Origin of the sequence: Halanaerobium saccharolyticum (genome assembly GCF_003053565.1) — a bacterium.
Taxonomy (GTDB): domain Bacteria; phylum Bacillota; class Halanaerobiia; order Halanaerobiales; family Halanaerobiaceae; genus Halanaerobium; species Halanaerobium saccharolyticum_B.
Genome location: NZ_QAXS01000001.1, coordinates 118,795 through 133,432 on the forward strand (window position 1 = coordinate 118,795; position 14,638 = coordinate 133,432).

The 14,638-nt window shown below is 36.5% G+C and carries 12 protein-coding genes; all 12 read left to right on the plus strand.

Annotated features, from left to right (window positions below):
* Nucleotides 1–1,662 (plus strand): arginine--tRNA ligase, encoded by a 1,662-nt coding sequence (argS, locus tag C8C76_RS00550; protein WP_108137621.1) that lies wholly within the window; start codon nt 1–3, stop codon nt 1,660–1,662.
* Between the two features lie 138 nt (nt 1,663–1,800).
* Complete coding sequence (locus C8C76_RS00555) at nt 1,801–3,414, plus strand: CTP synthase (RefSeq protein ID WP_108137623.1); 1,614 nt, start codon at nt 1,801–1,803, stop codon at nt 3,412–3,414.
* A 19-nt stretch (nt 3,415–3,433) separates the two neighbouring features.
* Nucleotides 3,434–4,207 carry an enoyl-CoA hydratase/isomerase family protein gene (locus C8C76_RS00560; protein ID WP_108137625.1) on the plus strand — a complete coding sequence of 258 codons (774 nt, stop codon included), beginning with the start codon at nt 3,434–3,436 and terminating at the stop codon, nt 4,205–4,207.
* A gap of 119 nt (nt 4,208–4,326) precedes the next feature.
* Nucleotides 4,327–4,959 carry a hypothetical protein gene (locus C8C76_RS00565; protein ID WP_108137627.1) on the plus strand — a complete coding sequence of 211 codons (633 nt, stop codon included), beginning with the start codon at nt 4,327–4,329 and terminating at the stop codon, nt 4,957–4,959.
* A 39-nt stretch (nt 4,960–4,998) separates the two neighbouring features.
* Entirely contained in the window at nt 4,999–5,856 is an 858-nt protein-coding gene (fba, locus tag C8C76_RS00570) for a class II fructose-1,6-bisphosphate aldolase (protein WP_108137629.1), read from the plus strand.
* 163 nt (nt 5,857–6,019) lie between these two features.
* Entirely contained in the window at nt 6,020–7,039 is a 1,020-nt protein-coding gene (locus C8C76_RS00575) for a sodium:calcium antiporter (RefSeq protein WP_108137631.1), read from the plus strand.
* Between the two features lie 498 nt (nt 7,040–7,537).
* A complete protein-coding gene (gene rho / locus C8C76_RS00580) occupies nt 7,538–8,797 on the plus strand; it encodes a transcription termination factor Rho (RefSeq protein WP_108137633.1) in 1,260 nt (419 codons plus the stop codon).
* A gap of 209 nt (nt 8,798–9,006) precedes the next feature.
* Nucleotides 9,007–11,145: a hypothetical protein gene (locus tag C8C76_RS00585; RefSeq protein ID WP_108137635.1), complete on the plus strand. Its 2,139-nt coding sequence runs from the start codon at nt 9,007–9,009 to the stop codon at nt 11,143–11,145.
* Nucleotides 11,120–12,292: a hypothetical protein gene (locus C8C76_RS00590; protein ID WP_146161845.1), complete on the plus strand. Its 1,173-nt coding sequence runs from the start codon at nt 11,120–11,122 to the stop codon at nt 12,290–12,292. Before C8C76_RS00585 ends, C8C76_RS00590 begins: the two co-directional genes overlap by 26 nt.
* 20 nt (nt 12,293–12,312) lie before the next feature.
* Nucleotides 12,313–13,488 carry a carboxypeptidase-like regulatory domain-containing protein gene (locus C8C76_RS00595; protein ID WP_108137639.1) on the plus strand — a complete coding sequence of 392 codons (1,176 nt, stop codon included), beginning with the start codon at nt 12,313–12,315 and terminating at the stop codon, nt 13,486–13,488.
* A 174-nt stretch (nt 13,489–13,662) separates the two neighbouring features.
* On the plus strand, nt 13,663–13,890 hold the full coding sequence (gene rpmE, locus C8C76_RS00600) for a 50S ribosomal protein L31 (RefSeq protein WP_076544173.1): 228 nt from the start codon (nt 13,663–13,665) through the stop codon (nt 13,888–13,890).
* A gap of 152 nt (nt 13,891–14,042) precedes the next feature.
* Nucleotides 14,043–14,621 (plus strand): thymidine kinase, encoded by a 579-nt coding sequence (locus tag C8C76_RS00605; protein ID WP_108137641.1) that lies wholly within the window; start codon nt 14,043–14,045, stop codon nt 14,619–14,621.
* Nucleotides 14,622–14,638: the final 17 nt, after the last annotated feature.

A 14,638-nucleotide genomic window follows, 5' to 3' on the forward strand; every position in this document is an offset into this window, starting at 1 on the left:
TTGCAGAAAAATTTACAGGCCGCTGTGGAAGCTGAATTAATCAGTTTTCTGGTCGAAAGTGTAAAAAAAGCAATTTATGATGGAGACTTGGATTTAGAAAAGGTGCCTGAGGTTTCAATTGAGGTGCCGCGCGAAAAAGGTCACGGAGATTATGCTACTAATCTGGCCATGGTTTTAGCAGGACAGGCAGGGATGAACCCCCGCAAAATTGCCGAAATTATTGTAGAAAATTTTGAAAGTGATATTGTAGAGGATATTAATATTGCTGGCCCGGGCTTTATTAATTTTAAGCTTAAAAATGCCTGGCTCTGGAATAACCTTAAAATCATTACTAAAAGAGCAGCGGATTATGGTAAAATTGATGCCGGTAAAGGCAAAAGGGTGCAGGTGGAATTTGTTTCAGTTAATCCGACCGGACCTTTACATGTAGGCCACAGCCGGGGAGCTGTAGTTGGAGATGTAACTGCTTCAATCATGGAAGCTGCAGGTTATGATGTGGAAAAAGAATACTATATCAATGATGCCGGAAATCAGATGGATATTCTTGGTAAATCAACTCTCTTACGATATCGAGAAATTTTGGGTGAAGATATTGAAATGCCTGAGGATGTTTATGCCGGTGATTATATAAAAGAAATTGCTCAGGATTTATATGATGAGCACGGGGCAGAGCTAATGGAAAAAGACGAGGAGCAGCAGCTTGAAATCTGCCGCGAATATGCCTACCAGGAAATGCTGGCAGATATTGAAGAGGATTTAGAAGAATTCGGAATCGAATTTGATAACTGGTTCAGTGAGCGAACTCTTCATCCCGATAAAATTGAGCAGGCTATTGACCTGCTGCGAGATAAGGGTTATATTTTTGAAAAAGAAGATGCTCTCTGGTTTAAATCAACTGATTTTGGAGATGATAAAGATCGAGTTATTATCAAATCAGACGGCTCACCAACCTATCTGGCAGCAGATATGGCCTATCATTTAGATAAACTGGAGCGAGGTTTTGATAAACTGATTAATGTCTGGGGAGCTGACCACCACGGCTATATTCCGCGAATGAAAGCTGTAATTGAAGCTTTTGGTTATGATAAAGATATTCTGGAAGTAATTGTGGTCCAGATGGTGACTCTGCTTCGTAATGGTAAGAAGGTGCCGATGTCCAAAAGAGCAGGCAGTTTTGTGACTATGAAAGAGGTAAATCAGGAAGTTGGTACAGACGCAGCCCGCTACTACTATGTGATGCGGAGCACTGACAGCCACCTTGACTTTGACCTGGAGCTGGCCAAAGAAGAATCCAGCAATAACCCGGTTTATTATGTGCAGTATGCCCATGCCAGAATTCACAGTATTTTAGATAATGCTGAGCTTAAAGCAGATGCGGAAAACTTAGACTTACTGACACATGAGGCAGAGCTTGAGCTGATGAAAATGCTGGCAAAATTACCGGAAGAGATAAAAATGATTGCTGAATCGAGACAGCCTCATCACCTGACAACTTATGCCTATGACCTTGCAACTGCTTTCCATTCATTCTATAATAACTGTCGGGTAAATACTGACAGTAAGGAACTGGCTCAGGCAAGACTTTATCTGGTAAATGCTGCCCGTCAGGTTCTCAAAAATGTTTTAACCCTGCTTGGAATTAGTGCACCGGAGCAGATGTAGCTATAAATCTGTCAGTTTAGGAAAATAACTAGTAGAGTTTTAAAATAAGGGAGATTTGCTAAAATATTTATGGTAAATCTTCTTCTTACATAAATACTTAAATTAAATTCAAGATTAAAAGTGGAGGAGATAGCAAAAATGACCAAGTATATTTTCGTAACCGGAGGAGTGGTTTCTGCTCTTGGTAAAGGGATAACTGCAGCTTCCCTGGGCCGCCTGCTTAAAAGCAGAGGTCTTAAAATCAGCATTCAGAAATTCGATCCTTATATTAATTATGATCCAGGTACAATGAGCCCCTATCAGCACGGTGAGGTTTTTGTGACTGATGATGGTGCCGAAACTGATCTGGATTTAGGCCATTATGAGCGTTTTATTGACACCAATTTAAGTCAGAGCAACAATGTAACCACCGGTAAAATTTACGGCTCGGTGATTCAAAAAGAACGCCGGGGAGATTATCTGGGAGCAACAGTCCAGGTAATTCCGCATATTACAGATGAGATTAAAGACCGGGTAACCAGAGTTGGGAGAGAAACCAATGCTGATGTGGTTCTGACAGAGATTGGAGGAACAGTTGGTGATATTGAGAGTCTGCCCTTTTTGGAAGCAATTAGACAGCTGAAAAATGATCTGGGCCGGGATAATATTCTCTATTTACACTGTACCCTGGTTCCTTATCTGAAGGCAGCCGGTGAGTTGAAAACCAAGCCCACCCAGCACAGTATTAAGGAAATGCGCAGTATCGGTATTCAGCCGGATATAGTTGTCTGCCGTTCTGAGCGAGAGCTGACTCAGGAAGTTAAGGATAAAATTTCTCTTTTTGGTAACGTGGAAAAAGAGGATGTTATTCAGCTTGTTGATGCAGAACATATTTATGAAGTTCCTCTGATGCTGGAAAAAGAGGGAATGGCTGAAAATGTAATCAACAAATTAAAATTAACTGATCGGGTTAAAAAAGCAGATCTTAAAAACTGGATTGACCTGGTTGATAAGATTAAAGATCGGGACCACAAAGTTAAAATTGGAATAGTTGGTAAATATGTCGAGCTGCCTGATGCCTACATAAGTATAGCAGAATCATTTACTCATGCAGGAATTGCCAACAACTGTAAAGTTGAGATAGAATATGTTTATGCTGAGGATTTAGAAACTCTGGCTGAGGCGGAAAAGGAACTTGCCGATCTCGATGGGATTTTAGTTCCAGGTGGTTTTGGAGACCGCGGCATCGAAGGTAAGCTGAAGGCAGTAGAATATGCCCGCAAAAACAAGGTTCCTTATTTTGGAATCTGTCTCGGAATGCAGTGTGCGGTAATTGAGTATGCCCGCAATGAGCTCAATCTGAAAGATGCAAACAGCAGTGAATTTGACGAAGAGGAAAAAGAGCCGGTAATTGCTCTAATGCCTGATCAGCACGATGTAGAAGATATGGGCGGCACCATGCGTTTAGGCCTCTATCCCTGTAAATTGGAAAAAGAGAGCATCAGTCGTAATGCTTATCAGGAAGAGGTTATCTATGAGCGTCACCGCCACCGCTATGAGTTTAACAATCACTACCGGGAAAAGATTGAAGAAGCCGGTATGATTTTAAGTGGATTGTCACCTGATGAAAGATTGGTCGAGATAGTTGAAGTACCTGACCATCCCTGGTTTGTAGGGGTACAGTTCCACCCGGAATTTAAATCACGTCCAAATAGACCACATCCTTTATTTGTCAGCTTTATTAAAGCAGCACTTGATTACAAAGAAGAGTAAGTAATGAGGGGGAAAAAACATGGCAGGGGATTTAGTCAAATGTGACTTCGATTCTCCGGTAGCAACTGTCAGTATCAACCGGCCGGAAGTTTTAAATGCTTATAATGAAGAACTATTAGACCAGCTGCAAAAGACGCTAGAAAAACTTTTTGCAGCTGAGGAAGCAGCAGCGGTAATTTTAACTTCAGAAGGCAGCAGAGCTTTTTCGGTCGGCGGAGATATTGATTATCTGGAAAAATTGAACTTTGAGCAGGCAAAGAAGCTTTCCCAAAAAGGACAGCAGCTCTGCAGTTTAATCGAGGAAGCTGATCCGGTCGTCATAGCAGCAATCGATGGTTATGCCCTTGGTGGTGGGATGGAGATCAGCTTAGCCTGTGATATTCGGCTTGCTTCAACCCGCTCCCGTTTTGGTCAGCCGGAAGTTAAACTGGGGATTATTCCTGCTTTTGGAGGAACCCAGAGGCTGCCGCGTCTGATCGGTGAGGCAGAAGCAAAAGAATTATTATATACAGGTGATATTATTGATGCAGCTTTAGCTTATGAGCTGGGCTTGATTAATAAAGTTGTTACTCCCCGCAGCCTGCTTTCTGAGGCCAGAGAACTGGCTTTGGAAATCACAGAGCGCTCAACTCAGGCTGTCAAAATGATCAAAAAAGCTGTAAATAAGAAGTATCTGGAAGCTTCTAAAGCCGGTTATGAATATGAAAGTGAAGCATTTGCTGAATGTTTTAAAACTGAAGAGCACAGAGTTCGGATTAAAGAAATTAAGCGAATTGTTAAAGAGGATAATTAGCAGTATTCTAAGCCTTAACCTAATTTTTGAGATTCAAAAAAGGATTTTCACAATCAATGAAGAATAATTAGGTTAAGGAGGTGAAGACCTGGCCTCAAGTTTACAGGCCGGGATATATAATGTTAATCAATCTTTCAACAACAATTGCTTTAAGCTGTCCTGCCTGTGGTCGTCTGGAAAAGGAAAAGGTAAATATCTTTGAACTGCCGGTGGGAGAACTAAAGCAGTTAAGCTGCAGCTGTGGAGCGGAAAAGGCTGCCCTGCTGAGAAAAGAAAATTCTCAGGTGCAGATCAATTATTTCTGTCTGCACTGTGATAAGGCACATAAGGAGATATTTTCTGCCCAGGATTTCTGGCATTCAAATTATCTACAACCTCTTTCCTGCAGGGATACGGGTCTGAACCCGGGATTTTTTGGACCTCCAGCTCTGGTTAATGACGAAATAAAAAAGGAAAAGCAGGATCTGGAGTTAATGGCAGCAGAACTCGGTTTTGATGATTTTAAAAACCCTGAGATTATGCTGCAGGCGCTTGATATTATTCATGACATTGCTGCTGAGGGAGCTCTAAGCTGTGAATGCGGCAGTGATGATATAAATATAGAACTATTTTCTGATAAAATTCAACTAATTTGTAACAACTGCGGCTCGCGTTTAAATATAGAAGCTGTTGATAAAGAAGATTTAAAAAATCTGCGACAGCTAAACAGCGTGCAGCTGCATTCTATTCAGGGAAAACCAAATAATTTTTAAAAGACCCTGGATTAATATTTAATAAGGAGGATATTAATTATGAACTTAGTACCAATGGCAGATATTTTACAGGACGCACACAAGAGAACTTACGCAGTAGGTGGATTTAACATCAACAACATGGAATTCCTGCAGGGAATTATGATGGGAGCAGAAGAACTTAACTCACCTGTTATTTTACAGGCAAGTGAAGGTGCTATCCGCTACATCGGTATGGATTATGTAATGAAGATGGTAGAGGCTGCTACAGCAAATACTGATATTCCTGTGGCTTTACACCTTGATCATGGTAGTGACTTTGAGAGTATTATGAAGTGTATTAGAGCAGGATTTTCTTCTGTAATGATTGATGCTTCTAAAAAGCCTTTTGAAGAAAATATTGCCCTAACTAAAAAAGTTGTAGAAGCAGCTCATAATGTTGGTGTAAGTGTAGAAGCAGAATTAGGAACAATTGGTGGTACAGAAGATGACCATACAGTTGAAGAAAAAGATGCAATGTATACCAATCCTGATCAGGCAAAAGAATTCATCGAAGCCACTGGTGTAGATGCCCTTGCAATCGCAATCGGTACTGCTCACGGTGTTTACGAAGGTGATCCTGAGTTAGATTTTGAAAGACTAAAGACTATTAAGGGCTTAATTGATATGCCTGTTGTTCTTCACGGAGCTTCTGGTATTTCTGCTGCAGACTTAGAAAAGGCAGTAAGCCTTGGTGTAAATAAAGTTAATGTAAATACTGATTTCCAGCAGTCATTTACTGCAAAAGTTAAGGAAATCTTTGCTGAAAAGCCAGAATTATATGATCCACGTAAATACTGTGGACCTGGAAGAGATGCAATTGCAGAAAAAGTAAAAGAAAAAATCAAGATTTTAGGTAGTGACGGAAAAGCTTGGTAAGTTAAGTTATAGGTACCGGGTACTTGTAAAATTTTTCCACAAGTATCCGGTTTTCTATTTTAAACTATTATTAGTACCGGGTACTTGTAAAATATTTCCATATAACAATTATGAGTTTGAAGTATTTTATCAGTATCCGTGTTGAAAGATGAGGAGGGTTTATTTGACACAGCTTTGGTTAGAATTTATTTTAATGGCAGTTTTTATTATAATTTCAGGAACTTATTTATCAAGATTTGGCGATATAATTGCTGATAAAAGTGGACTGGGTCAGGCTTTTATTGGTGGTATCTTGATTGCAATGGCAACTTCTTTACCGGAACTGGTAACCAGTATCAGTTCGGCTCTTGTTGGAGCGCCGGATATTGCAGTCGGTAATGCTTTTGGGAGTAATACTTTTAACCTTGTTATTTTAGCCTTTGCTGATCTGCTGCAGGGCAAAGGTCCACTACTACTTCGAGTTAACTACAGCCACATTCTTTCCGGTCTGGTAGGTGTTTTACTTTCAGCCCTGGTAGTCTTCAGCCTAATTTTATCTCATTTTATGAACTTTAATTTAAGTATTTTTGGAGTTGGAGTAGATAGTATCATTCTGCTGCTTACTTATCTTGTAAGTGTGCGGATGATTTACCGTTATGATAAGAAAAATCCTCTTGATCCCGATGATCCAGTCAAGGAAGAGGATCCAAATCCAGATTACACTCTAAATAAGGCTCTGATGGGCTTTGCTCTCTGTGCAGTTGTAATTGTTTTTAGCGGCTATCGTTTAACTATTACTGCTGATCAGATATCAATGTTGACCGGAATCGATCAAAGTTTTATTGGTTCAATAATGGTGGCAGCGGCAACTTCACTGCCGGAACTCGTGGCAACTATTTCTGCTATTAAGATCGGTGCCTATAATATGGCAGTCGGAAATGTCTTCGGCAGCAATATTTTCAATATGACAGTTATTTTCTTTGCCGATGTTTTTTACCGGCAGGGAGTTTTATTAGAAGATGCCCGCATAGTACATATTTTAACTGCAACGGTAGGTATTGTGATGGCAACAATAATTTTAATTGGTTTGTTTTATCGCTCACGCCGCTCGTTTATGTGGATGGGCTGGGATGCGATTGCAGCCACAGTAGTTTATTTTGCAGGAGTTTATCTGCTTTTTCAGTTAGGATTGAACGTAATTTAATTTCAAATTTTTGTTATTGACTTAAATATTTTGTCTGCAAACCCTAGTCTCGTTCCAAATTTAATTACAAGAAAAAGTAGAATTCTTATTAGAGTTAAAACTGACTTCCTTCTTAATCGGCACATCCTGTGCCGCAGTCAGCTCAGAACCTCGTGTTCTTCGGTCGGTTTTAACTCTGCTAATCATTAACTTTTTCTAAGTAATTTATTAAGTTACATCGACTAGAGTTTGCAGACAAAAATATAAATATCATTCAAAATTTGAAATTAATTACTCGGTTAATATAAATGAGGCAACCTAATCTATTGCCGCCTCCTGCGGCAGGATTAGCAAACAACAATAATATTCTTAAATGACTCAGTGATTGGCCACTAAATTGGTGAGCAAGATCTTCTTTTTTAAATGATTATTACTTTTATAAGATTTACATAAATATTTATTCATTCGAACAATATAATTTTAAATAAAACAGGGAAAATAAAGAAAGGTGGACTTGATGTGCTTAACATCAGTGAGTTAGAAAGAAAAACTATAACAGAATTACACGAAATAGCAAAGGAGATGGATGTCAGCGGTTATTCGCAGATGCGGAAAAAGGATCTAATCTTTGCTATTCTAAAGAAGGGAACAGAAAAAGGAGGGAATATCTTTGCTGAAGGTGTCCTCGAGATTATCCAGAGTGAAGGCTATGGCTTTCTTAGGCCTTCTAAGTATATTCCATCCAGTGATGATATCTATATTTCTGCTTCCCAGATCAGGCGTTTTGATTTAAGGACCGGTGATGTTGTTTCCGGTCAGGTCAGGGAGCCCAAGGATAATGAAAAATATTTTGCTATTTTAAGGATTGAGGCAGTAAACTATCAGGATCCGGAAAAAGCAAGGGAGCGCTCACACTTTGAGGATTTAACTCCTCTTTATCCGGAAGAGAGATATAAGCTGGAGTACCACAAAAATGAAATTTCTTCCCGGATGATAGATCTAATTGCTCCTATCGGCAAGGGGCAGCGTGGACTTTTAGTTTCTCCTCCTAAAGCTGGAAAAACTGTGCTCTTAAAAAAAGTAGCCAACAGTATTCGCTATAATTATCCGGAAAGCAAGATGATGATTCTTTTAATTGATGAGCGGCCGGAAGAGGTAACAGATATGAGGCGCTCGGTTGATGCAGAGGTAATTGCTTCGACTTTTGATGAGCCGCCTGAGGAGCATATTCAGGTAGCTGAGCTGGTGCTGGAGAAGGCCAAACGGCTGGTTGAGCACAAAAATGATGTAGTTATACTTCTTGACAGCATTACCCGGCTTGCCAGAGCTGCGAATGTGACCATTCCACCCAGCGGTAGAACTCTCTCCGGTGGACTTGATCCAACAGCTATGCATTTCCCCAAAAGATTTTTTGGTGCTGCCCGGAATATTGAAGAAGGCGGCAGCTTAACAATTATTGCTACTTCCTTAGTTGATACCGGCAGTAGGATGGATGACGTAATTTATGAGGAGTTTAAGGGTACAGGTAATATGGAGCTGCACTTAAGCCGTCGTCTGGCAGAGAGAAGGCTCTTCCCGGCAATTGATATCAACCGCTCCGGAACCAGAAAAGAAGAAATGCTCTTAGGCGAAAAAGAGCTGGAGATTATCTGGAAGCTTCGTCAGCAGACTCAGGATATGACAGATTATGAGCTGATGAATACTTTCTTAAAACAGCTTAAAAATACTCAGGACAATGAGGAACTGCTGGAGATGCTGGATAAGGTATTTAAGGATTAGCTATATTTTGAAAAAGTAAATAGTTTGATTGTAAGACGCCTGGCTAATATTAGTTGGGTGTCTTTTTTTATATATAAATGTCAAACTTTGTCTTTTTTTATATAATTTAAATAATAAAGAAGGAATATTAATATTTATATAGAAAAAGTAAATAAGTCAATTAAATAATTTGACTTTTTTTATTTTTAAAAACAGGGAGGAATTACAAAATGAAAAAAAGAAAAGTTTTTTATTTTTTAGCAATGGTTTTATTTGTGAGTCTTTTAATTACGGGCTGCTCTAGTGATGGCAGTTTACCGGGAGACGATGATCAAAGCCCAGCAACTCAACAGGTCACCTTAAGTGGAACTGTTCAGCCACCTGGAGGAACTGTGAAGGTTAGTTCGGTTAATAGCTTATCTAATGAGGGTGAATTTATTGGTATTGCAAGAAACTTTGATACTGGTAAAATAATTGCAGAGTCTGTAGAAGTTGGAACCGATAATAGTTATAGCGTTCAGGTGGAAAAAGGATCTAATGTTGTAATTTCATTTACTAGAGATGATGGTCTTTATTTATCAACTTTTGTTCCTGAAGTTGATGGTCTAGACAGCGAGGGGTTAGCAAATGCAAATCCTGAATCCACAATAATTACTCTCTTGATTGAGGAAAAAAAGAAGTCGGGATCAGAGGTTAAGTTGACTTCTAAAGATGTTGGCGAATTAAGAACTAATGTTCTAGATAAAGGTTTAGTGCCTGAAAACGAAGAGGATTTCAAAAAGATTTTTGAAATAAATGAAAATAATGAACGACAAATTTCTGAGGAATCTAAAGCTGTATTCACAGAAATTGATGCTGATTTAGAAAATACAATTGAGACAAATAAATCAGATGCTGTAAAAGCGAAAGAAATGATTTCTTTTGTTAGAAATGCTGGAGTTTTTGCTGATAAATCATTCAAAAAGCAGGATGAAATACTGGCTGAAAATGCTGAAATCATTGGTGAAAATATTGAAGGCTTTACAGCTGAGTTTAATGAGAATATTAAAGGTTTATTTACTACTGATTTTATTTATAACATACCGGGTCAAACAGATCCGAAAGTTTATAAATTATCTGAACTTAAAGATGGCTCTCAAATGACAGATTCAGAAATGAGAGAGCATTTTATTGAAATGATGAATATGGAGAGATGGTACTGGGAAATAACTGATTCAGATGGTAATGAAATTTATATTTTCACTGATTTTCCAGGTAAATATGATGTTGACGAGACTACTGAAATAGATAAAATAGATCTAAATGATATTAAGTTTGAATATGAAATTAATAAGGATAAAAGCACAAATAAATTTATTGGTATGATAGATATTAATCCAGATAATCAAACCCCAGAGAAAGTTATTGATATAATTGATGAAACTACTCAAACAACTACTTTTGAATTAACTATTCCTGAGGATAACTGGATGTTTATTAAAGGTGATTATACTGGAGAAAATTATTCTGCTTACTTAGATATAAGTTTAGAAGAGGACATCAGGCTAAATGATATTAGTAGTGATAATAATGTGATAAATATCGATACAGTATTGGACGGAGAGATTTCTCTGGCAGATTCTTTTAAATTTCATGGTCGACTAGTCGTTGATACAGAAAGAGAATTTGAAGATCAATTCCGTAAACTTTGGAATAGCAATGAGTTAACCAGTTCAGAAATTTATAATAATACAACTGATATCAAATATTTAGAAATAAATGCGAAAGGTAAATTTGATACTCTGTTAGCTTCAAATAATACGACTGTTGCTGCAGATTATATTAATCTAGTATCAAGATACAATAGTCAGAGAGAAGAATTGGTTTTAACTGAAATTAATATGAGAACTTTATTCGAATCTCCTCAAACATGGTGGGATGGAACATTAAATGTTGAACGTTTTAATGGACTTAAAACTGTCGAAGAAACTGATTTTATGGGAGATATAGATTTTGTTGGTAATGTTGGCTATGAAGGATTCGAAAATTTAACAGTTAGTTTGGATTCTAGTGTTAGTTACGACCCTAAAAAAGAAACGAAAGAGATAATTAATGACTACAGTTATAATGAAGTTAATATTAAAAAGGGTGATAAAAGTATCACTGGCTTTATCGAGACAGAGGGTGAAAATGGTAAAGCATTATTGACTAATCAGAATAACATCGAATTCTCTTATGTTTATACTAATGGACAGTTGGATCCTGAAAATAGTTATATTAAAGATGCTGAAGGTAAGACTTTAGCTAAGATAAGAGAAGAAGATGGAATTGTTAAGGTTTATTATTATAAGGATGGTAGCGAAAGTGGCGACTTTGAATCATTATTCTAGATTTAAAATTAAAGACACCCGATTTTTTATCGGGTGTCTTTTTGTTTTAGTTTTGATAGTAATAATTTTTTCGACGAATGTTAAAGCATTTGATAATAAATTATCTTTTCAAAGAGATATTTATAATAACACATTAAATATTAAGGAAATAATATTAATCCAAAATGGATCTCTTTCAGATTTATCTTATGTTTCTTCTTCATCAAAAAAGGATATAGAGCATAGAGATCTGATAAAAGAGGGGATTCAAATTCAAAATCAAGATATAAAATTGAGTTATTATCGCCTCAAAAATCAATTTTATTATATTTCAAACAATGCGATTGAATTAATTAATAGAATTAATAATTATAATAATAAAGATAAATTTAAAGATATAAAAATTAATAATTCAGTAATTGATTTAAATATTTTAGAATTGAAATATAAAACTGATCTAATTCAGAGTAATAAAACCAAACATTCTCTAATTTTCGGTTTTAATTATATTCAAGGTAAAACAATAGAAAATAGAAATTATAAAGTGAATCTTGACATAACAGAACATAGTAATCCCTTTTTTGAGACCCCTTTACTAGTTAAAGGAAATTCAAATAATTATTTTCTTCATAAAGATAGTGAAAATTATGGGATATCCTTAGGTTTAGGTGGAGAAATTAAACTAGAAAACAATTTAGACTTAACTATATACATCAATAATTTATTAGGATTTGTTAAATGGGAGAAAATGCGTTATGAGTATAGCAAAATAGATTCTGATACAGCTTATTTAGATGAAAAAGGTTTTATTAATTATGATGCCAGTATAAAAGGGAAGTGGAAAGAGTTTGACTATGAGATGGATCTGCCTAAAGCCCTTACAATTGATTTAAATAAAAAAATTGGGAGCTGGGTTTTTGTTTCTGAACTTACAGCCAGAGAATATTTTTTAGGTGATTTCTCAAAAAAAAGTTACTGGTCATTTAAAAATAGTATAGTTTATGATTATAAAGGTAACTTGTTTTCAATTGGGTTTGATGTCCCCAATAAATTACATTTATTATCTTATAAAAATAATAACTTAGGTTTTGATTTGACTTTTGATAATATAAATTTAACAAAAATAAATGGCGTAGGCTCCAGATTCTACTATAGTCTAAAATTCTAAATATAAAGGGGAAAAGAGTAATGAAAAAAATAAAATTAGCATTAATTTTATTAATTTCAATCTTCATCTTAAGTGGATGTTTCGGCGGAGATTTTGGTGATGATATGTTTTCTGATATTAATGGAGAAACCTATCAGCTTAGCGGAGAAATTATTGATTTACAGGGGATTCCAGTTGAAAATGTAGAGGTTAGAATTAATGGAAAGGTAACTTATACAGATGCGAATGGACTTTACAATTTAGAAAGTATCGAGGGTGGAAGCTCTTATATAGAATTAGAGTCAGATAGTTATCGGAATTTAGATGCTGATATAAATATTAGTTCTGATACTTCGATGGATTTTGTGATGGTTGAGAACGAAGTAGTCTATGCGGCTCAAACAAGTGGTAATACTTCTGGTTATTTTCAGCTGAAAAGACCTGGTGGAACCGAATGGGACTATGAAATTTATCTTGAAACTTTAGATGGCGAAGCTTTTGATCAAACAATTACATTTACAGGTGGTCATTATAGTATTACTGACGAATATACTTACTTTCTAGCAGAAACTGACAATCCAGAAGTTAAATATCTGATGGGGATTGCAGATCATGAATATATCATAATGTCAGGTTTAACTGAAGCTCAATTTTTAACCTTCAAAGAAGAATATGAAACTCTGGATTCTGGACAGCCGCAAATAGATTTTATAAATGCCAACATTGACCAGGGTAATGTTTATGAAGGAGAGAATGTTTTCTTTGAACGGCTGGATAACGAAGACCTAGAGTATAAATTTATTGCTGAGGGAATTTTGAATGAAAGTGATCTTGGTCAGGTTGAAAATGGAGAATGGACATTGCATCGATTTGGAAATAAAAGATTTGATCCAGATTTTTCATATACATTAGTTCAAGATGATAACAGTCAATCCTATCATTTTGTTAATTACAATGGTGGTGTAAGTAGTAGAAGTGAAACTGAATTTTATTTTGCTTTAGATCTTTTAGAAACCAATTCTAATCAAAACTATTATGTTTATGGTTTTTCGGGCTATAATTATATAAAAATAGCTGTTGTAGAGATTAACATAGGTTCAGAAGAAGATTTTAAAAATATTTATAGTGAAGACCCAAGTGTTACTAAGTCAAATATAATGAATGTCATTGAGAAAAGCAACCATATTATTTATGGAGAAGTCAATAACTTTAACTAATCCTGTCTATTATTATTGTAGTATGCTGCTAAAAACACAGGCTTTTTCCCTTGCAACACTAAAAGGCCTGTGTTATAATAAATCTTAGCGTGAAGATTTATGTCTTCAGCCCGATTTTTGAGACATAAAATAATCGGTGTAACAACAATTATGTATGCAAGAGAGGTGATATAGATGCGTGAAGGAATCCACCCAGACGTAAAAGAAACCACAATAACCTGTGCCTGCGGCGAGGTTTATAAAACTAAGTCAACTAAAGAAGATATCAGGGTAGAAGTTTGTTCTAGCTGTCATCCATTCTATACAGGAAAACAGCGTAAAGCCAAAAAAGGTGGTCGTGTCGAAAGATTTAATAAAAAATATGGGATTTCAGACGAAAGCTCAGAAGAAGATTCTGAGTAGGACGGTAAAGAAATCCTTTTTTCTGCTGCAGGGCTTAATTGCTCTGCTTTTTTTTTAGAAAAATTTTCATAAACTGGCTCTTAAATGAGTTAGTTTTTGATTTAATTTTTATTTAAAACTATGATCAGTAAACTAATGATGAGGTGGAAGAATTGTATAAAATTACAAAAAGCGGCTGGCTTGAGGTCATTACAGGTCCAATGTACTGCGGGAAAAGTGAAGAATTAATCCGCAGATTACGGAGGGTCAAAATTGCCAAACAGAAGGTAAAAGTTTTTAAACCAGTTTTAGATAATCGCTACAGCAAAAAAGATGTTGTTTCTCACAGTGGAGACAGTATAGAAGCAGTTCCGGTTGATCATCCAGAAGAAATTTTGGAGCGGATTGATGATAATGTTGATGTTGTTGGAATTGATGAAGCTCAATTTTTTCATGAAGATTTAGTAGAAATTTGTGAAAATCTGGCTGATAAAGGAATTAGAGTAATTCTGGCCGGTCTGGATAGAGATTTCCGGAGTGAACCCTTTGGTCCCATGCCGGAATTAATGGCCAGAGCTGAATATGTTGATAAACTGCATGCTATCTGTATCCAGTGTGGAGAACCCGCAAGCAGAACCCAGCGTTTAATTGACGGTGAACCGGCGGCAAAAGATGACCCGGTTATTTTAGTTGGTGCCTCCGAGGTTTATGAGGCCCGCTGCAGAAGCTGTCACGCTATCAAAGGGGAATAATCTGCTCTTAATTTTAA

Bases quoted from the DNA above. Each gene is read 5' to 3' on its own strand.
- C8C76_RS00560 (WP_108137625.1), top strand. From the start codon at position 3,434: ATGGCAGGGGATTTAGTCAAATGTGACTTCGATTCTCCGGTAGCAACT.
- C8C76_RS00555 (WP_108137623.1), top strand. From the start codon at position 1,801: ATGACCAAGTATATTTTCGTAACCGGAGGAGTGGTTTCTGCTCTTGGT.
- C8C76_RS00585 (WP_108137635.1), top strand. From the start codon at position 9,007: ATGAAAAAAAGAAAAGTTTTTTATTTTTTAGCAATGGTTTTATTTGTG.
- C8C76_RS00565 (WP_108137627.1), top strand. From the start codon at position 4,327: ATGTTAATCAATCTTTCAACAACAATTGCTTTAAGCTGTCCTGCCTGT.
- C8C76_RS00595 (WP_108137639.1), top strand. From the start codon at position 12,313: ATGAAAAAAATAAAATTAGCATTAATTTTATTAATTTCAATCTTCATC.
- fba (WP_108137629.1), top strand. From the start codon at position 4,999: ATGAACTTAGTACCAATGGCAGATATTTTACAGGACGCACACAAGAGA.
- rpmE (WP_076544173.1), top strand. From the start codon at position 13,663: ATGCGTGAAGGAATCCACCCAGACGTAAAAGAAACCACAATAACCTGT.